The 17,936-nt window shown below is 67.7% G+C and carries 16 protein-coding genes and 1 pseudogene; 8 read left to right on the top strand and 9 right to left on the bottom strand.

From position 1 onward, the window contains the following. Positions 1–27: 27 nt before the first annotated feature. A complete protein-coding gene (locus AB3X08_RS01685; protein WP_369935794.1) occupies positions 28–1,248 on the top strand; it encodes an RtcB family protein in 1,221 nt (406 codons plus the stop codon). Between the two features lie 69 nt (positions 1,249–1,317). On the opposite strand, the gene AB3X08_RS01680 is transcribed toward AB3X08_RS01685, so the two are convergent. From AB3X08_RS01680 to AB3X08_RS01670, 3 genes are all read right to left on the bottom strand, one after another. Beyond that, positions 1,318–2,250 carry an NAD(P)/FAD-dependent oxidoreductase gene (locus AB3X08_RS01680; RefSeq protein WP_369935792.1) on the bottom strand — a complete coding sequence of 311 codons (933 nt, stop codon included), beginning with the start codon at positions 2,248–2,250 and terminating at the stop codon, positions 1,318–1,320. Then, positions 2,240–2,683, bottom strand: coding sequence for an Rrf2 family transcriptional regulator (locus tag AB3X08_RS01675; protein WP_369935791.1), 444 nt, complete (start codon positions 2,681–2,683; stop codon positions 2,240–2,242). The genes AB3X08_RS01680 and AB3X08_RS01675 overlap by 11 nt, the downstream gene beginning before the upstream one ends. 174 nt (positions 2,684–2,857) lie before the next feature. Then, a complete protein-coding gene (locus AB3X08_RS01670; protein ID WP_369935790.1) occupies positions 2,858–3,760 on the bottom strand; it encodes a LysR substrate-binding domain-containing protein in 903 nt (300 codons plus the stop codon). A gap of 285 nt (positions 3,761–4,045) precedes the next feature. Between AB3X08_RS01670 and dkgB the strand changes: the two genes are divergently transcribed. Next, positions 4,046–4,849, top strand: coding sequence for a 2,5-didehydrogluconate reductase DkgB (dkgB, locus tag AB3X08_RS01665; RefSeq protein ID WP_369935788.1), 804 nt, complete (start codon positions 4,046–4,048; stop codon positions 4,847–4,849). Positions 4,850–5,130: 281 nt separating this feature from the next. Next, positions 5,131–5,448 carry a hypothetical protein gene (locus tag AB3X08_RS01660; protein ID WP_369935786.1) on the top strand — a complete coding sequence of 106 codons (318 nt, stop codon included), beginning with the start codon at positions 5,131–5,133 and terminating at the stop codon, positions 5,446–5,448. Between the two features lie 81 nt (positions 5,449–5,529). Here AB3X08_RS01660 and AB3X08_RS01655 read toward each other — a convergent pair whose 3' ends face one another. The 4 genes from AB3X08_RS01655 to AB3X08_RS01640 all read right to left on the bottom strand — a co-directional run bounded on the left by AB3X08_RS01655 (position 5,530) and on the right by AB3X08_RS01640 (position 8,341). Next, complete coding sequence (locus tag AB3X08_RS01655; RefSeq protein ID WP_369935785.1) at positions 5,530–6,417, bottom strand: alpha/beta hydrolase family protein; 888 nt, start codon at positions 6,415–6,417, stop codon at positions 5,530–5,532. 2 nt (positions 6,418–6,419) lie between these two features. After that, the gene (locus AB3X08_RS01650) at positions 6,420–7,511 is read right to left on the bottom strand and encodes a DUF3182 family protein (protein ID WP_369935784.1); all 1,092 of its coding nucleotides are present in this window, start codon (positions 7,509–7,511) and stop codon (positions 6,420–6,422) included. Between the two features lie 31 nt (positions 7,512–7,542). Beyond that, positions 7,543–7,749 (bottom strand): hypothetical protein, encoded by a 207-nt coding sequence (locus AB3X08_RS01645; RefSeq protein ID WP_369935782.1) that lies wholly within the window; start codon positions 7,747–7,749, stop codon positions 7,543–7,545. 172 nt (positions 7,750–7,921) lie between these two features. After that, on the bottom strand, positions 7,922–8,341 hold the full coding sequence (locus AB3X08_RS01640) for a hypothetical protein (RefSeq protein WP_369935780.1): 420 nt from the start codon (positions 8,339–8,341) through the stop codon (positions 7,922–7,924). Positions 8,342–8,787: 446 nt separating this feature from the next. On the opposite strand from AB3X08_RS01640, the gene AB3X08_RS01635 reads away from it, so the two are divergent. The 5 genes and pseudogenes from AB3X08_RS01635 to AB3X08_RS01615 form a co-directional block, all read left to right on the top strand. Next, on the top strand, positions 8,788–10,410 hold the full coding sequence (locus AB3X08_RS01635; protein WP_369935779.1) for a SulP family inorganic anion transporter: 1,623 nt from the start codon (positions 8,788–8,790) through the stop codon (positions 10,408–10,410). A gap of 217 nt (positions 10,411–10,627) precedes the next feature. Beyond that, positions 10,628–11,137 (top strand): cupin domain-containing protein, encoded by a 510-nt coding sequence (locus tag AB3X08_RS01630; RefSeq protein ID WP_369935777.1) that lies wholly within the window; start codon positions 10,628–10,630, stop codon positions 11,135–11,137. 122 nt (positions 11,138–11,259) lie between these two features. Then, entirely contained in the window at positions 11,260–12,066 is an 807-nt protein-coding gene (locus tag AB3X08_RS01625) for a DUF2884 family protein (protein WP_369935775.1), read from the top strand. A gap of 565 nt (positions 12,067–12,631) precedes the next feature. Further along, the gene (locus AB3X08_RS01620; protein ID WP_369935773.1) at positions 12,632–13,846 is read left to right on the top strand and encodes a putative peptide maturation dehydrogenase; all 1,215 of its coding nucleotides are present in this window, start codon (positions 12,632–12,634) and stop codon (positions 13,844–13,846) included. 24 nt (positions 13,847–13,870) lie between these two features. Further along, positions 13,871–14,038, top strand: a pseudogene (locus AB3X08_RS01615) (NHLP-related RiPP peptide); the annotation flags it as partial. Here the strand turns inward: AB3X08_RS01615 and AB3X08_RS01610 are convergent. Beyond that, a complete protein-coding gene (locus tag AB3X08_RS01610) occupies positions 13,980–16,577 on the bottom strand; it encodes a putative peptide modification system cyclase (RefSeq protein ID WP_369938381.1) in 2,598 nt (865 codons plus the stop codon). The pseudogene AB3X08_RS01615 and the gene AB3X08_RS01610 sit on opposite strands and share 59 nt — an antisense overlap. Before the next feature lie 26 nt (positions 16,578–16,603). After that, complete coding sequence (locus AB3X08_RS01605) at positions 16,604–17,650, bottom strand: sensor domain-containing diguanylate cyclase (RefSeq protein WP_369935771.1); 1,047 nt, start codon at positions 17,648–17,650, stop codon at positions 16,604–16,606. Positions 17,651–17,936 lie beyond the last annotated feature (286 nt).

Genomic DNA, 17,936 nt, shown 5'->3' with positions numbered 1-17,936 from the left:
GCGCGTGGCCTCGAAGGAATGAAAGACATGACTATGCAGAACTACGAATTGCTGCACGCCGAGGGCAGCGCCACGCCGATCAAGGGCTGGGTGCGCGGCGTGCCGCTGGAAGCGCAGGCCCACGAGCAGCTGCGCAACATCGCCGCGATCCCGTTCGTGGGGCCGTGGGTGGCGGTGATGCCGGACGTGCACCTGGGCAAGGGCGCGACCGTGGGCTCGGTGATCCCGACCCGCGGCGCGATCATCCCGGCGGCGGTCGGCGTGGACATCGGCTGCGGCATGGCCGCGGTGCGGACCACGCTGCGCGCGGCCGATTTGCCCGACAGCCTGGCGCAACTGCGCTCCAGCATCGAGCGCAGCGTGCCGGTCGGCAACGGCCGCGGCGGCGAGCATCGCAAGCTGCCCGACAGCATCGCCACGCGCATCGCGCAGTCGGGGCTGGTCGAGCGCCTGGACACGATCAAGGCCAGGCACCGCCGGATCCGCACCGACAAGCTGGATTGCCAGATCGGCACGCTCGGCGGCGGCAACCACTTCATCGAAGTGTGCCTGGACGAGAGCGACGCAGTGTGGGTGATGCTGCACAGCGGCTCGCGCGGCACCGGCAACCTGATCGGCAGCTATTTCATCGAACAGGCGCGCGAGCAACTGGCGCACCGCGTGCTCGGCTTCCACCTGCCGGACAAGGACCTGGCGTTCTTCATGCAGGGCGAGCCGTTGTTCGACGACTACGTGGAAGCGGTGTCCTGGGCGCAGGACTACGCGCGCGAGAACCGCGAGGCGATGATGGCGCGGGTGCTGGCGGAGATGCGCCACCGCCTGCCGAAGTTCCAGCTGGAAAAGCTGGCGGTGAACTGCCACCACAACTACGTGCAGAAGGAAATGCACGCCGGCGAGGAACTGCTGGTGACCCGCAAGGGTGCGGTCAGCGCGCGTGCGGGCGAGCTGGGCATCATTCCCGGCAGCATGGGCGCGAAGAGCTTCATCGTGCGCGGCCTGGGCAATGGCGACAGCTTCCACAGCTGCAGCCACGGCGCCGGGCGGGTGATGAGCCGGACCGCCGCGCGCCAGCAGATCACCCTGGCCCAGCACCGCGAGGCCACCGCGCACGTGGAGTGCCGCAAGGATGCGGCGGTGATCGACGAATCGCCGGCAGCGTACAAGTCGATCGATGCGGTGATGGCCGCGCAGAGCGACCTGGTGGAAGTGGTGCACACCTTGCGTCAGGTGTTGTGCGTGAAGGGCTGAGGCCGCATACCCGCATGTGCGGCGGCGCATGCGCCAATGGCAGGCCGTCCGTTCGCGGACGGCCTTTTTTTATGCCGCGGCGACCGTGTCCTGCCCGCTGTCTTCGGCAATCAATGCATGGTGCAGACCGATGCCGGCCAGCATGCCGTCGGCCGAGGCCAGCGTCGCGTTGCCGTGCATGCGCGCCGCGTCGCCTGCCGCGTAGACCCGCGGCAGGCTGGTCAGCTTCTTCTCGTCCACGCTCAGATAAGGGCTGAGCGGGCCTTCGTCGAAGCGGCAGCCCAGGCGCTCGGCGAGCGGGCTGGCCATGCGTGTCGGCGCGGACAGGAACAGCGCCTGGATCTCCACCCGAGCGCCGTCGTCCACGCGCATGGCGTCGATGGCGGTGCCCTCGCCTTCCAGCGCAACCGCACGCCGCGTTTCCAGCTGCACGCCACGTCTGGCCAGCTTGGCCATCAGTTCGGCGTCGTCCAGCGGCATGCCTTGCGCGAACAATGTCACCCGGCCCCAGTCGGCCAGCATCAGCGCCTGTTCCGCCGACATGTGGGTACCGTTGCCGAGCACGCCGATGCGCGCCTGCCGGCCCAGTTCGTAGCCATGGCAGTAGGGGCAGTGCATGACCGTGCGCCCCCAGCGCTCGGCCACGCCCGGCAGGTCCGGCAACTGGTCGGCGACGCCGGTCGCCAGCACCATGCCGCGCGTGCTTGCCCGCCGGCCATCGGCCAGCGCCACCTCCCAGCCGCCGGGCAAGGCCGTGGCATCCTCGACCTGTCCGTCCCACCATTCGACGGTGGGATAGGCCAGCAACTGCGTCCTGGCCTGGGCCAGCACTGCGCTGCCCGGCAGGCCGTCCAGCGCCAGCAAGCCATGCGAATGCGTGGCGTAGCGGTTGCGCGGCAGGCCGGCGTCGACCACCAGCACCTTGCGGTGCCCGCGCGCCAGCATCAGGGCCGCCGAGAGGCCGGCAAAACTGCCGCCGATGACGATTGCGTCATGCTGCATGAGTCTTCTCCTGCTTGTGCTTGCGTTGTACGCGCTGGACCAGCTTGCGCAGCGTCAATGCCTGCAACTGGGCGGCCAAGGCGGCCTGCGCCTGCCGATAGCCGTCGTCGAGCGCATCGTTGACCGCGCGCTCGATCGCGCAGCCCGGATGCGGGCCGCGCACGCCATGGCCGAGCAGCAGCGGTTCGCCCAGGGCGACATAGACCTCGTACAGGCTGATCGCCTCCGGCGCACGCGCCAACTGCCAGCCGCCGCCATGGCCGCGGCTGGAATCGACCAGTTGCGCTTCGCGCAGTCGCGCCAGCAACCGCCGCACCACCACCGCGTGGCTCTGCAGGCAGGCCGCCATCTGCTCGGAAGTCATCGGTTCGCCGTGCTGCGCCATATGGACCAGCAAATGCAGGACGTCGGAGAGTTGCGTGTTTCGCTTCATGTAACCATCATAGTTACATATCCGAAGGCGCGTCCAGTGGCGATGCCACGCCAGTGCCGGGCCTGCTCGCCGGCACGCGCGAATGCTGCGCGCAGTGCCGTGTGCACCGCATGCCAGGTCTCGGCGCCGCCGTCCGCGCCGCCGCCCGCGTCGCGTGCATGGCGCGCGGCGGCACTAGGCCGTAAAGGGCGTCGGCCCCAGCGCGTTGGCCAGGTAGTCCAGAAACGAGGCGATGCGCACCGACACCGCGGTGTTGCGGTAGTAGACGCCGTGGATCGGCTGGCGCACGTCCAGCGTCTGCTTGGGCAACAGCTGCACCAGGCGGCCGTCGCGGCGATCGGCCGTGGTCATGAAATCGGACAGGCAGACGATGCCCTCGCCGGCCAGCGCCAGCTGGCGCAGGGTTTCGCCGCTGGAACAGGCGAGCGTCGGGCGGATGTGCAGCGCAGTGCCATCGCTGCGGCGCAGCGGCCATTCGTTGAGCGACTCGGGCTGCGTGAACCCGAGCAGGTCGTGCCCGGCCAGCGCGTCCACGCGGCGCGGCACGCCGCGCCGGGCCAGATAGTCTGGACTGGCCAGCACGCGCACGCGGCTGCTGCCCAGTGCGCGCGCATGCAGGCTGGAATCGCGCAGCGTACCGATGCGGATCGCCAGGTCGGTGCGGCGTTCGAGCAGGTCGATGATGCCGTCGTTGCTGGTCAGCTCCAGCTCCACGTCCGGATAGCGTGCACGGTAGCCGGCCACGTGCGGCACGATCGCATGCAGCATGAACGGCGTGGCCGCATCCACGCGCAGGCGCCCGGCCGGGCGTTGGCGGCGCGCGACCATCTGCTCTTCGGCCTGCTCGACCGCGGCCACGATCTCGCGGGCGCGCTGCAGGAAGACCTGGCCTTCCTCGGTCAGCGCCAGGCGCCGGGTGGTCCGCCGCAACAGCGTGGTCTGCAGCTTCTCTTCCAGCCGCGCCAGCGCGCGGCTGACCCCGGAAGCGGTCTGCCCCAATGCGTCGGCGGCCGCGGTGATCGAATGCGTGTCGACCACGGCGATGAAGGCCTGCAGTTCGTCCAGTGTCGTCTTCATGGCAAGGCGGATGGCGGAATCGGGCCTCGATTATTGACCAGAACGCAAAGGTGATTGGTCTGGCGATGGGTTTTTCGGCGCCGGGGACGGGTCCAGACTGCATCCCTGTTTTCTTCGGTCGTGTTCGCGCTTCTGCTTTTGCTCCGCCTGCGGGTGAGCGCCTTCCTCAGCGCACTCCCGGTCGGCAAACCCGGTGCGATGCGCGCCGCGGCGACGCCGGCGTGACCGCGCCGCTCGCATACTGAAATCCAACGCTCTCCCCTTTTCCACGCAAGGAGTCACCGCATGAGCATTCCCGCTTTCGGCCTGGGCACGTTCCGGCTCAAGGACCAGGTCGTCGTCGACTCGGTCCGCAACGCGCTCGAACTCGGCTACCGCGCCATCGATACCGCGCAGATCTACGGCAACGAGGCCGAGGTCGGCGAGGCCATCGCCGCCTCCGGCGTGCCGCGCGCGGAGCTGTTCGTCACCACCAAGGTGTGGACCGACAACCTGGCCCCCGACAAGCTGCTGCCGAGCCTGCGCCAGAGCCTGGACAAGCTGCGCAGCGACTACGTGGACCTGACCCTGGTGCATTGGCCCTCGCCGCGCGATGCGGTGCCGATGACCGAGTATCTGCATGCGCTCGCCGATGCGCAGCGGCAAGGCCTCACCCGGCAGATCGGCCTGTCCAACTTCACCATCGCCTTGACCGAGCAGGCGATCGCGATCCTCGGTGCCGAGGCGATCGCCACCCAGCAGATCGAAGTGCATCCCTACCTGCAGAACCGCACGCTGATCGGCTATCTGCAGCAACAGGGCATCCACGTCACCTCCTACATGACCCTGGCGTACGGCAAGGTGCTGCAGGACCCGCTGATCGTCGCCATCGCCAAGCGCCATGCCGCCACGCCGGCGCAGGTGGCGTTGGCCTGGGCGCTGCAGCAAGGGTATGCGGTGATTCCGTCCTCGACCAAACGCGAAAACCTGGCCAGCAATCTGCTCGCGCAATCGCTGCGCCTGGAGGAAGCGGACATGGCGCAGATCGCCACGCTGGACCGCGGCGAGCGACTGGCGAACCCGGCCGGTATCGCCCCGGATTGGGACTGAAGCTGCGGCCTGCATGTTCGGCATGTGACGCGGGGCAAGATATGCGACGCGGGCCTGGTGCCCCGTCGCATCACGTATCGCCGCCGGGCACGCGGCATGCGGCATGCGGCCTCGAGCGGTACGCCCTCTCCAAGCGCTGCAGACGCCTCAGGGCGTTTGTACGCTCACCTCGCTTATCGGTTCAGCAATTCGCGCACGATATCGCGCTGTAGGCGCAAATCGCGGCAACTATCCGCTAGGATCGGAGCGACAGGGGGGTAGCTTCGAGAGGAGTCCTACCCATGCAGACCGCTCCCGCTCTCGCTCGTCCTGCCCACGCTCGTCGCGCCGTCGATCTGGAGGCCGAAATGGCCTACTGGCGACATGCGCATGCCAATGGCCAGCTCGGCCGCCATGGCTTCGCTGACTATGCCTCGCTGCTGAAGATGGGCTACGACGTCTATCTGGCCTATCCGCGCGCCAGCGAAGCGCAGCTGTACCGCGTGCTGCAGGAGTCCTATCACCATCTGGCGCCGTCGCTGTCGGTGCCGTGGGATGAGGCGCGCTGGCTGGTCCGCCACGCCTGGCACCATCTGGAGCAATCCGGGCGCAGCCACTGACGGCATCCGCGAGCGCAATGCGTTCGGGGTCGCGCTGCAAGCCGCAGCGCGACCGAATTGTCGCGTCGTCGCGGCGCCGCTTCACCGCGACGGCGTGGCGTCGGAGGTGCGTTCCTTGGCCTCGATGCGGCCCTGGAATTCCTTCGACCCCTGGCCGGGCGATGTCGCGGCATCGCCCTGGGTGCTCTTGAGTTGCTGCTTGCGCCGTTCGACCACGTTCTTGGCCAGCGCCACGCGGCGCCCGACCACCATCTCGGTGAGCCAGTCGACCAGATAGCGGGTGTACTCGAGTTGATGCTCCTTGCGGGTCAGCGCGTGGTCGGCGCCCTTGATCACCCGCGAGGTCAGCGAACGCGCATTGGAGAACGCGGCGGCGTAATTCTTCAGCACCTGCCCCGGCACGATCACGTCCTGCTCGGCTTCGACCAGCAAGACGTCGCCACGAAAGCGCTGGCATGCCGCCAGCGCGATGTTGTCCTCCGGCGCGATGGCGCGGTGCCGATACGGCATCAAGTCCGGATCGCGGTTCAACGCCACCTTCGGGTCATCCCACTGCGCGTCCTTGTACAGCGCCGGCGAACGCAACGCCAGCCACTCCACCGGCCGTTCCAGGGTCAGCAGCGAGGCGAGGTAGCCGCCGTAGCTCAGGCCCACCACCGCGATCGACTCCGGATCCACCTGCGGCGAATCCACCAGCCGATCGTACGCCGCCCTGATGTCGTCCAGATTCTGCGCGCGCGTCACCGTTTCGCGCATCGACGCCATGCCTTCGTGGCCGCGCAGGTCGAAGGTCAGACACACGCAGCCCAGACCGACCGCTTCGCGCGCGCGCACCAGGTTGTGATGCTGGTTGCCGCCCCAGCCATGCACGAACAGCACGCCGGGCATGCCGTTGGTCGGGGTCAGCAAGGTGCCGCTCAAGGCATCGCCGTCCACCGCGATATCGATGCTGGAGAGCTTGGTTTCCATCGTCAGTCCGCAGCGCTCACGTAGCGGTATTTGGTCAGGCGGCCCGCGCGCGGATCCTCGCCCATGTAATAGACCTCGGCGTCCGCGGGCAACGCCGGCACGCCGTAGCGCTCGACCGTCGCCGCAACCACCGCGTGCAACGCCGGATCGCGCTGGAAGGCATCGACCGCGGCCAGTTCTGCCGGCGTGGCGCCGCCGACGCGCCAGGATTGCTCCAGCACTCCGCTCATGCGCGTCCCGTCCTGGGCGATGCCGTCGATCACGTCGTAATTGCGGCGCGACGCGTAGAAGCCGGGATAGGCGTGGGCGATGCAACGATCGTAATGGCGCGCCTTCAGCACCGCTGCGCGCTGCGGCGCCGGCAGCGTGCGTTCGAGCAGCGCGTCCAGGGTGCCGCGGATCACGAACAGTTGCGAGCCGCCGTAGGTTTCGTGGCCGGCAGCGTCGCCGGTGACCGATTGCGTGCCGTAATAGGCGATGGTCATGCCGGCGCAGTCCACTTCGCCGACACTGAAGGTCGTGGAGCGGTCCAGTTGCCGCTCCAGCACCACGCCCTGCTGCGCCAGATCCGCCGCCGCCAATGCGTCCAGTGCGGTATCCAATGCCTGCGGGTCGTGCAGCAACAGCTGGCCGCGTCCGGCGATGCCATGCGGCAACTTCAAGCGCACCTGTCCGCCGCCGCACAGGCGTGCATACGCCGCGCGCGCATCGTCCGCCGCGAATGCGGTGTAGCCGGGTACCGTTGCTTCGGCCAATGCGCTGCCTAGCGCAGGGTTCCAGCCTTGCGGCGCGGCCGCGTCGGGATCGACCAGCGGATGGCTAATCGCCTTGGTGGCGACGAACGCATGCGGGACCACGCCACCAAGCAGGTCGGCCGCCGCGCGTATGCCCAGCTGCTGCGCCTGCGCTGCGGTCAGGGTGTCGTCGGGCACGTAGAAACCGCTCTGTGCCGGGTCAGCCTCCCGCAACGGCAGACGCATCAGCCGCGCGACTTCGGCGGCGATCCAGGCGTGCGTGGCGACCTCGTGCCCACCGGGCGGATGCAGGCGAACGCTGCAGCGGCGGACATGGTCGTGTGCGGCAGATGGCGCCATACACGGCTCTCCACGCGAGGGGGACAGGAGGTCAAGCACGGGCGTACCAGAACAGCAGCAGGCCCAGCGCGAACAGCGCGACCGTTATGAGCAGCCAGCGCGGCACTGCGGCGAACAATTGCCGCCACCAGGCACCCGCTTCCGAAACGCCTGGAGCGTTGTCGGGAATGTCGTTCGCAGGCGGCGCCTGATGCCTGGCCGTCGCCTGCGTTGGGGACTGGCGGTGGGGGTCGACCATGGTCCAAGACTGTCGGCAACGGCGTTGCACCAAGGTGAACGCTGCGTGCCGAGCGCGTTAGCTGGCATCTGGTGACGAAATGCAACCAACAGTTTTGCCTGCAGCGGGCGCGCACGCTACGCGCACGTCACCAGCAACGTTCTCCGCGCCGCATTACCGTTCGAGGCAGCGCTCAGGCGGACGACAACGGCGCAGCGACCTGCGCATCGATCCGGTGCTTGCCGGCGAGCGCCTGCATACCCTGCAGCGTGGCCTGCACAGCGCTGGCGTAGCCGCTGCGCCACAGCTCTGCGCGCGACTGGCGCGAGGATGCGTCGGCCAACACCAACGCGAAGGCCTGCACGCGCGGATCGGCCAGCGTGGCACGGTCCAGGAACGTCTGGTCCAGTGCGATCACGTCCACTGGCGCCAGCCAGGCATCGGCGACCAGCTCGGCCACGCCGACCCGGTGCGACAACTGATGCATCGCGCTCAGGGTTTCGTGCAGCATCTCCAGATACGCCCACTGCCATAACGCCGCCTTGCGTTGCGGGTCGATCTGGTCCAGTGCGGACAAGGCAGCGTCGATATGGTCGATGCGTAAGTCGTTCATTCGCTGGCGCTCCACGTCGCGCACTCCGATCCGTGCATTTTGCGCGCAAATAGTGAGGAGATTGTGAGCCACTTCCCCTCCGGCGATGGGACGGCGCGTTCCGCGGCCAGACCTCGGCAGGCACGCCTTCGGCGATGCACGGCCGCATCGGGAGGCAGCGTGCTCCTCGCCGCATGGCCGCATGCCGGCAGATGCAGCGCTGCATCCATCGCAGCGCGCGCAAATGGGAAGCAGCGCCAGACCGGCATCGGCACGATTGTTTTATACTTTGCGCCGCACGCAGCGCATCGCCGCCCGCTTCCGCTTCCCACGCCACGACATGACGCCACCCTGACACCCGCGCCGCGCTTTTCCACGCTGTCCCCTGGCGGGACGCCCGGTGTGTTCTGGTTTTCCATTCGTGTAGCGCCGCCCCGCGACGGGCGCGGCGCCAGGAGCGTTTTCTCGTGAATCTCTATCCCCCGCTGCGCCAGCAATGGCTCGGCAACCTCCGTGGCGACGTGCTCGCCGGCCTGGTCGTCGCGCTGGCGCTGATCCCCGAGGCCATCGCCTTCTCCATCATCGCCGGGGTCGACCCCAAGGTCGGGCTTTACGCCTCGTTCTGCATCTGCGTGGTGATCGCCTTCGTCGGCGGCAGGCCAGGCATGATTTCCGCCGCCACCGGCGCGATGGCGCTGCTGATGGTCGGCCTGGTCAAGGAACACGGCCTGCAGTACCTGCTCGCGGCGACGTTGCTGACCGGTGTGCTGCAGATCGGCGCCGGCCTGCTCAAGCTCGGCGCGCTGATGCGCTTCGTGTCGCGCTCGGTGATCACCGGTTTCGTCAACGCCTTGGCGATCCTGATCTTCATGGCGCAGCTGCCGGAACTGATCGGCGTGCCCGCACCGGTCTACCCGCTGGTGGCGCTGGGCCTGCTGGTGATCTACGGCCTGCCATGGCTGTCGCAGCGCACTTTTGCCGGACTCGGCCTGTGGCTGCTGTTGCTCGGCGCCGCGCTGACCGCCGGCAGCCTCGATACGCGGGCGCTGTATGCCGTGGCGGCAGTCGGTGCCGCGGCCCTGCTGCTCGGCCATCGTTGGACGCGCACGCTCGCGCTGCCGTCGCCGCTGGTGGCGATCGTGCTGCTGACCGGCATGGCGCTGTACTTCGGCATCGCCGTGCCCACCGTCGGCGACAAGGGCCAGTTGCCCGACAGTCTGCCGACGTTCCTGCTGCCTGACGTGCCGCGGACGCTGGAAACGCTGAAGATCGTGTTCCCGGTGTCGGCGACGATGGCGGTCGTCGGCCTGCTCGAATCGATGATGACCGCGCAGATCGTCGACGACATGACCGACACCCCCAGCGGCAAGAACCGCGAATGCATCGGCCAGGGCGCGGCCAACATCGCCAGCGGGTTGATCGGCGGCATGGCCGGCTGCGCGATGATCGGGCAGTCGGTGATCAACGTGAAATCCGGCGGCCGCGGCCGCCTGTCGACGCTGGTCGCCGGTAGTGTGCTGCTGATGCTGGTGGTGTTCGCCGGCCCATGGGTGCGACAGATTCCGATGGCGGCGCTGGTGGCGGTGATGATCATGGTCTCGATCGGCACCTTCAGCTGGCGCTCGCTGGCGCAGCTGCGTACGCATCCGAAGAGCTCCAGCCTGGTGATGCTCGCCACCGTGGTGGTGACCGTGGCCACCCACGACCTGGCGCGCGGCGTGCTGACCGGCGTGCTGCTGTCGGCGCTGTTCTTCGCGCGCAAGGTCGGGCGCATGCTGGATATCGCCAGGACCGAGGACGCCGATGGCGGCCACACCTACCGCATCAGCGGCCAGCTGTTCTTCGCCTCGGCCGGCAGCTTCGCCGCCGCGTTCGACTACGCCCACGCGCCAGCGCGGGTCACCCTCGATCTGTCGCAGGCGCATCTGTGGGACATCAGCGCCATCGGCGCGCTGGACAAGGTGGTGCTGAAGTTCCGCCGCCATGGCGCGCAGGTGCAGGTGGCGGGACTGAACGCCGCCAGCGCCGCCATGGTCGGGGACCTGGGCACGCACCATCGTGTCGACGCGGGGCCGGCCCCTCTGCACTGAAGCGAATAGCGGCAGCGCGGGCGATCCCGACAGCGCTCGCGGTCGTGGCGCAAGCCGGCGGATGGCTTCGGCACTTCCGTATCGGCCGATGCATGCGCAATACAGCGTGGCGATGCCGCCGCATCGCGCCATGACGTCGCGGCGACGCGGCCTGGCTAGCATGATCCGCGACGGCGGCCACTCGCCGCCCGCCACGCCATGCCTCGAGGAATCGCCGATGCAACTGGAACACTGGCTGCTGCCACCGCACGACTGGGTCCCCAATCATCCGTTCCTGCCGGTCCTGCTGTACCGCCAGGCCGACGCCGAGAGCGATGCTGCCGGCTTCGAACGCCGCTTCGCCGCCCACGGCTGGCCGCCGCAATGGCGCGATGGCATCTACGATTACCACCACTACCACTCCACGGCCCACGAGGTGCTTGGCGTGGCCAGCGGCAGCGCGCGGCTGGTCATCGGCGGCCCGGGCGGCCCCGACACCACGCTGGCGGCCGGCGACGCCTTGCTGCTGCCTGCCGGCACCGGCCATCGCTGCATCGCCTCCAGCAGCGACTTCCTGGTGGTCGGCGCCTATCCCGCCGGGCAGGCCTGGGACGTCTGCCGGCAGGCGCCCAGCGCCGAGGCGATCCAGCGCATCGCCCAGCTGCCGTTTCCGTCCAGCGACCCCGTCGCCGGCCTGCACGGCCCGCTGCTCCAGCATTGGAAAATGCCCGAGAGCCCGCCGGGTTAGACCCCGCGTGGGCTCGCTGGCGCGCCGCGATGCGGGCATGACTTCCCGCACCCTGACTTCCCGCAGACGACAGGGCACGGCCGGGCCGCGATGCTGCTGCCATCGTTGAAGGAACCGCCGCCATGCGCCTGCTGCTTTCCGTCTGCACCCTCTCCCTGCTCGGCGCCGCCGCAAGCGCCAGCGCCGGCCCGCAGTTCTCCTCGCAGCAATGCGGCTTCTCCACGCCTTACGACGTCATCGTCGACAGGACCGGCGTCGCCCTGACCCGCAGCGCCGGCACCCCGAAGAGCGTGTTCCTGCACGACGGACGCCTGCAGGTGGACGGGGTCGCGCAGCCGCTCAGCAGTGCCGACGTCCAACGCGTGCGGCAGATGGAACAGGGTGCCCAGACACTGATGCCCGAGGTGGCAAGCATCGCCCGCGAAGTGGTCGGCATCACCTTCGACGCCTTGGGCGGTGTGGTCGAAGCGCTCACCGGCAGCCGCAGCAAGGCGCGCGAGATCGAGCGGCACCGCGACGACGCCCTCGCCCACCTCGATCGCACGCTCGGCAAAGGCCAATGGCAGAAGGAACCGTTCGACAAGGCGTTCGAAGCCGACGTCAGCGCTGCCGCCGAGGAAATGGCCGGCGCGCTGACCCGCGGGGTGATGTTCGCGGTGTTCACCGGCCGCGCCGACGACATCGATAAACGTGCCGACGCGATGGAGAAGGACATGGAGCGGCGCATGGAGGCACGTGGCAAGGTGCTGGAAGCCAGGGCCAACGCGCTGTGCGTGCAGGTCAAAGAGCTCGATGCGTTGGAGCAGCAACTGGACTACCGGCTGCCGGGCGGCAAGCGCCTGGATCTGCTCGAACACACCGACAAGCCGGCCAAATCGGCGGCATCCGACGAAGCGACCGCGGCTGCAACCGCAACGGCGCACCGCTAGGGCCGCTGAACACGGCAGCGACTAGCGCCAGACGGCAACGCGACTACAGCGGCGCAGCCGCAGTGCTGCGGCATCCGCGCTGACGCTGACGGGAGATGCCTTACCACTGCTACGCGTACTTGTCGGAGCATGGGGAGTCGCTGGCCTGCCACACCGCATCGGTCGGATCTAACTCCGTGGTGGTCAACGCCGGCGCCGGCCAACCGAAGCCGCAGACCACCAGCGGCTCTTGGCGCAACGGATCCGTGCCCGCTGCATGCGCTGTCCACTTCGTCGGCCGGTGCGGGGCACCCCGCTTCCGATACCGCATGGCGACACGATCCGGGACCTAAACCGGCGCACTCGTCCCCGCACCCGATGGCCGGTCGTGCGGCAAGCCAGGGTGGATGCCGATCAACTGTCGCAACGGCCACGCCGCGGCCATTTCCTTCGGCATACTGATCGCATGCCAGCGCACAAGACTTGAACGGTGGAAACGATACGTCATCGGTCCGCCCTTACGCGCGACACAGCGCCAGGTCTGTCAACTTCGTCCGCATTACCGTCAGCGATCAAACCCATCCAGATGAAATTACGCCGAAGACTTCACTGCATCATCGAAATCGGGGATGTGCTCTTCCCCAATATCAGCGCGCTGCTCAACGGCTCGGTCGTCCTCGATACCAGCATCGCCACCGCCCTGCTGTGCCCCCTCAGCGGCAAACGCATTCCGCTTTCGCCCGAGGCGCTGGCCATCGTCGCCTCGCTTCCGGGGAATTCCTGGACCGAAGCTGGCGAGGTCATGCAAAAGCACAATTGCGATGCCGCCTTCATCGACAGGATGATCGCGGACGAAATCGTGCTTTGCGACGTTCCGGACAGCACAAGCGCCGCCATCCTGGCCGGCCAGGCGACGCTCGAAACCGTGGGGTGGCATCCGCTGGCCAGCGTCTATCACCGCATGAGCGCGTGGTCGGGCGTGGTCGGCGACGAAGGCAGCCGCGAGCACGGGAATGCGGCCGAGCGCGCGCGGCTGGACAAGCACATTGCCACGTATGGCCCGCTTCCCCCGCATTTCCCGAAGCGCGAGGACGGGATCGGTGCGGTCCCGCTTCCCACCGAAACGCTGCAAGGCGACGTTGCCGATGTCCTGCTTGCCAGGCGCACCACCCGGCATTTCGATCGGACGCGCCCACTCGCCCTGACCGAATTGTCGCGCATGCTGTTCGGTACGTTCGGCGCGATCGGGGCCGAGGAAATCGCACCCGGTCATGTCGCCGTACGCCGCACCAGCCCTTCCGGCGGGTCGTTGCACCCGATCGAGGCATACCCCTTGATAATCGATGTGGAAGGATTGGCGCCGGGGTTCTATCACTACGAATCCGATGCCCACAGGCTCGTCAAGATAATCGACCTGACCGAGGCCGAAGCCAGAACGCTGGCCGCCGACCTGACCATCGGACAAACCTACTTCGCCGACTCCAGCGCGCTCGTCTTCCATGTCGCGCGGCTGGATCGGCACCATTGGAAATACCGCCGTCACCCCAAGGCCTACAAGGCGGTGCTGCTGGACTCCGGCCACCTGAGCCAGACGTTCTACCTGCTGGCGACGGAACGCGATCTCGGCGCCTTCTATACGGCCGCCATCAACGATATCGATGCAGGCCGGCTGCTGTCGCTGGACCCGCTCACGACGATGGTGATCGGCGCCAACGGCGTCGGCAACATTGATGCCACGAAAAACACGCTACACTTGAATCCCAAGCCGTTGATCGCGACGCATCAATCACTTGGGCAATAAAAACCATCCACGAGCGCAAACTAAATGACCACACTAGATAATGCACGGTCCCTGCTGCAACGCCTCGCCAGCGACGATGCCTTCCGCGCTGCCATGGAACAGAATCCTGCCGCGGCGTTCGCCGAATATGGATTCAACCTCGATCCGAGCATTTTGCCCGAGAGCGTGAATCTCCCGAGCAAGGAAGAGATCGAAGCGAATCTGGACCTTCTGGCGAAGCAGTTCGAAGCGAGCCTTGGCTGGGTGGTTTTTTGTCGCTGAGTTGCTGCAGCGACGACAGCGATTCGATCACGGGCGGCCGTTCGGCCGCCCATTCGGCATAGACGCGACCGCGCCAGGCCACCGTTTTCATGGCGGCGAGTTGCTCGCCCACATCCCGACCCAGCGCCGCCTCGGCGGATAGCCGCTCGACCTTGGTCAAGGTCAGCGCCCAGGGCTGATCGAAGGGTTTCAGGATTTCCAGCGCTGCGTCGGGCTTTCCCGACCGCATCGCGATCCGGGCCTCGACGATGGCCGAAGAATTCTTCAGCAGAGGATAGGGGGCGATGTCGGCGATCGGCTTGGCCACTTTCAAGGCACGCTGGGCGGTGGCGATATCGCCTTCGCACGCCGCGACATAGCCCGCATAGAGCGCCGCGTTCGCCACCGCTTCCTGCGCCCGGCCCGCGCTGTTGTGCAGGCCGTTGTCCGCCAGCGTCACCAGCGTCTGCGCTTCCCGCACAACCGCCTTTCTGTCGGAGGTATGGCGCATGATCGCCAGCGCGGAGGTCCGCGCGCCCCATTCGAACGGCGTATGCGGATCGGCAACCGCAGCCCTGAGCGCGTCGGCCTGCTGCGCGGCCTTGTCCCACTCGCCTTGATCGGCCATCACGTTGAGGTTCGCGGCGGCGCGCTCGTTCTTCGCGAATGGCGGCTCTCCGGGAACCGGACGCAACATCGCGTCGGCTTCCTTGAACTTCGATTCGGCGGCCTTGATCAGCGAAAACTCGACGGAATTCTTGCGGTAACCCAAGGCTTCGGCCTGGAGATAGTCGCGTTCGGCCTCGGCCACGTTGCCCAAGGCCGAGCGTGCGATCGCCCTGAAAGTCAGTGCGACCGGACGGGTAACGGCCTGCGTTGCCGAAGCGCGGTCGCTGTATTCGAACATCTCCTTGAAGCGTGCACCGTCGCGCATGCTGGACGCCACATTGAAGGCGGCCACGTGATAATCCGGATACAGGGACGACAGGGCGACCCACTTGCCGGGATAATCCTTTTCCCATCGGAACAGCGCCATCTGCGCCATCGCATAGAGCCGTTCGCGGTCGGTCAGCCTGCCCGTATCCCCGATCGCCATGGCCATTTGCTGCTGCGCGCTGAACACGTCGGTCTTGTTGTAGGCCACGCGCGCCAGGCCGATCTTGGCCATGGCGAAGTTCGGGTCGAGGTTCAGCGCCTGCCTGAACTGCATTTCCGCCGCTGGCAGATTCTGCTCCGCAAATGATTTCTGGCCCAGCGAGAACGCACGCAGCGCATCGAGCTTGTCGGTGGTTACCCGCTCCAGCGGAGCCGAACTCTTCTTGATGGACGCCACGCTCTCGCCGAACGCCTTGCGCAACGAGTCGCCGGCCTCGCCCAACGCCGCCACCGCCGATCCCGGGCCGCGCGCCGTCGCGGACTCGGTGACGACCGTGGCTTCCGTGGCCGGATCGACCACTTCGATGCTGATCCGCACCTTTCCGTCCGCGTCGGAAACGGTGGGCAGCAACAAGGCGCGCGCGCCGGTGCGCTGGGCGATTTCCGCACCGAGCTTGCGATCCACGGCAACGCCGGGGTCGCGCTGCATCATCTTCAGCGCCTCGCGCACGCGCGCATCGGCCAGCACATTGACGTAGCGCGACTGTTCCAGGCTGATGCGCAGCCCGGTCTCGATCGTATCGTCGTAGAGCGTGTCGCCGGTCAGATTGCGCAGATCCCCCACCACCACCCAGTCGCGCTCGGCGAAGGCGATGGCCGGCTGCGGACGGGTGGCGAACCAGACGCCGACCGCGACCGCGGCGATCAGGCCGGCCTCGGCCAGCAGCGCCGCCGGACGCCGCCACAGCGGGATGTCCCGCCATGCCTTCGGCGTCGGTTTCGGCGCGCGCAACGGGGTGTTGCCGATCTCGCCGACTTCGTAGATCTCCTGCGCCGTCGGCACGCCCTTGAAGCGCCAGCGGCCGTGCGACTTCCACAGCAGGCGCTCGCCGCGCTCGCCCAGTTCGCGCGCGGCGCGGTGGGTCAGCGATTCGGCCACCGCCGACAGCAGGATCTGCCCGGGCCGGGCCAGGGTCATCAGCCGCGCCGCGGTCGGCTTGGCTAGGCCCTCCACTTCCAGCGGCTTGGCGCCGACCTGCACCGCGGCATCGCTGTTGCGCCAGGTCAGCACCTCGCCCACGTGCAGGCCGGCGCGCACTTTCAGTTCCAGGTTGCGCTGCGCGCCCAACTCGCGCAGGCCGCGGCTGTAGTCCAGGGCGAAACCGAGGCCGTCGATCGGCCGCTCGAACAGCAACAGCAGGCCGTCGGAACGGTCGATCAGGCGCCCACGCCAGCGCTGTTGCAGTTCCAACACCAGCGAGTCGTGCAGCTTGAACAGCTCGGCGGCGTTGGTGTCGCCCAGCCGTTCCACCAGCGCCATCGAATCGCACAGGTCGGTCAGCAGCAGCGTCCGCAGTTGCGGGGCGTCGGGCTGCGGCTGGTGGACGTCGTTCATGGGCAGCTCGAGGGTTCTTGGTGGGCTCAGTGCGAGCCGGAGGCGAGGTCGTGCCAATACAAGCGGTTGCCACCGAGACGTTTGGCCTCGTACAGCGCGGCATCGGCATTGGCGTACCAGTCGTTCCAGTCCGATTGCGGATCGACCCGGCTGATGCCGATGCTGACCGGGCAGATGTGCGGCAACGGGTGCGGCACGCCGAGCAGGTTCTGCACCGTGGCGATCACGAACTCGCCGATGCGGCGCAGATCGTCGGCGTTGCCGGTGGACACCAGCAGGCAGAATTCGTCGCCGCCGAGGCGGCAGGCGATGTCGTCCTGGCCGGCGACGGAGCGCAGGATGTTGGCGACGTTCTGCAGCACGCGGTCGCCGACCAGATGGCCGTGCTCGTCGTTGATGCGCTTGAAGCGGTCGCAGTCGATCAGCAGCAGGCCCGGACCCGGCGAACGGCCGTCGCGGCGGCATTCCTGCAGCCGTAGGATCAGCCCGCGGCGGTTGTGCAGGCCGGTCAGCTCGTCGGTGCGCACCAGCTCTTCGGTCTGGGTGAGCTGGTGGGTGGTGGCGTACAGATTGTCCAGCGCCGCTTCCAGGTCGTGGTTGCGGCGGCGCAACTGGCGGATCAGGGTCTGTTCGTTCATCACCACGCGCATGATGGTACGGCGCAGGAAGTAGGCGACCAGCCCCGGATCGCGCTCCACCAGGCGCTGGAAATCGTCGTGGTCCAGTTCCACCAGCACTCCGTCGCTGGCGGCGATGGCGTCGGCGCTGCGCATGTGGTTGCCGATCAGCAGGCCGAGTTCGCCGAAGAATTCGCCGTGTCCGAGATGTTTGACGACCAGGTCCTCACCGAAATCCAGATCGATCACGCCGCTGCTGATCACGAACATGGCGCTGCCGCCGTCGCCGCGCCGGAACAGCACGTCGCCGGCGCGCACGCTGCGCGCGCGGCCGAACTCGGAAAACAGACGCAACTCCGCCGCGGTCAGCACCGTCAGCTCATTGGGCTTGGGGGCAACCACAGCAACCGTCGGAATTGTCTCGCGTGCATTGGACGCGGCGCTGTCGCAGCTCATCCAGCCCCCTACTGCTCCTGGCGTCGCCCGCCATCTTGCGCAAAGCATAGCATCTGAGCGCATCGCCGCCGATGGGATCACAGCCAATCTCGCTCGGGCGGAGACGGCAAAAGGACCTGAAATCGGCATGGCGCCGAACGGTACGGCGACGCCGCACCTGTCCTGTCGCACCTGGTAGACACAGGACCGCCGCCGACACGCGCGCCACCGCGCATGCAAAAAAAGCCCGGGCGAACCCGGGCTCTCCCCTCCCATGGGGATCGGCAAGCAATGGACGCCTGGCTGC

It is taken from the genome of Xanthomonas sp. DAR 34887 (genome assembly GCF_041245805.1).
In the GTDB taxonomy this organism is placed as follows: Bacteria; Pseudomonadota; Gammaproteobacteria; order Xanthomonadales; family Xanthomonadaceae; genus Xanthomonas_A; species Xanthomonas_A tesorieronis.
Note: the sequence above shows the minus strand (reverse complement) of the source record. Positions and strands in the feature narration are given on the sequence as shown.

Bases quoted from the DNA above. Each gene is read 5' to 3' on its own strand.
- AB3X08_RS01685 (WP_369935794.1), top strand. From the start codon at position 28: ATGACTATGCAGAACTACGAATTGCTGCACGCCGAGGGCAGCGCCACG.
- AB3X08_RS01680 (WP_369935792.1), bottom strand. From the start codon at position 2,250: ATGCAGCATGACGCAATCGTCATCGGCGGCAGTTTTGCCGGCCTCTCG.
- AB3X08_RS01675 (WP_369935791.1), bottom strand. From the start codon at position 2,683: ATGAAGCGAAACACGCAACTCTCCGACGTCCTGCATTTGCTGGTCCAT.
- AB3X08_RS01670 (WP_369935790.1), bottom strand. From the start codon at position 3,760: ATGAAGACGACACTGGACGAACTGCAGGCCTTCATCGCCGTGGTCGAC.
- dkgB (WP_369935788.1), top strand. From the start codon at position 4,046: ATGAGCATTCCCGCTTTCGGCCTGGGCACGTTCCGGCTCAAGGACCAG.
- AB3X08_RS01660 (WP_369935786.1), top strand. From the start codon at position 5,131: ATGCAGACCGCTCCCGCTCTCGCTCGTCCTGCCCACGCTCGTCGCGCC.
- AB3X08_RS01655 (WP_369935785.1), bottom strand. From the start codon at position 6,417: ATGGAAACCAAGCTCTCCAGCATCGATATCGCGGTGGACGGCGATGCC.
- AB3X08_RS01650 (WP_369935784.1), bottom strand. From the start codon at position 7,511: ATGGCGCCATCTGCCGCACACGACCATGTCCGCCGCTGCAGCGTTCGC.
- AB3X08_RS01645 (WP_369935782.1), bottom strand. From the start codon at position 7,749: ATGGTCGACCCCCACCGCCAGTCCCCAACGCAGGCGACGGCCAGGCAT.
- AB3X08_RS01640 (WP_369935780.1), bottom strand. From the start codon at position 8,341: ATGAACGACTTACGCATCGACCATATCGACGCTGCCTTGTCCGCACTG.
- AB3X08_RS01630 (WP_369935777.1), top strand. From the start codon at position 10,628: ATGCAACTGGAACACTGGCTGCTGCCACCGCACGACTGGGTCCCCAAT.
- AB3X08_RS01625 (WP_369935775.1), top strand. From the start codon at position 11,260: ATGCGCCTGCTGCTTTCCGTCTGCACCCTCTCCCTGCTCGGCGCCGCC.
- AB3X08_RS01620 (WP_369935773.1), top strand. From the start codon at position 12,632: ATGAAATTACGCCGAAGACTTCACTGCATCATCGAAATCGGGGATGTG.
- AB3X08_RS01610 (WP_369938381.1), bottom strand. From the start codon at position 16,577: ATGAACGACGTCCACCAGCCGCAGCCCGACGCCCCGCAACTGCGGACG.
- AB3X08_RS01605 (WP_369935771.1), bottom strand. From the start codon at position 17,650: ATGAGCTGCGACAGCGCCGCGTCCAATGCACGCGAGACAATTCCGACG.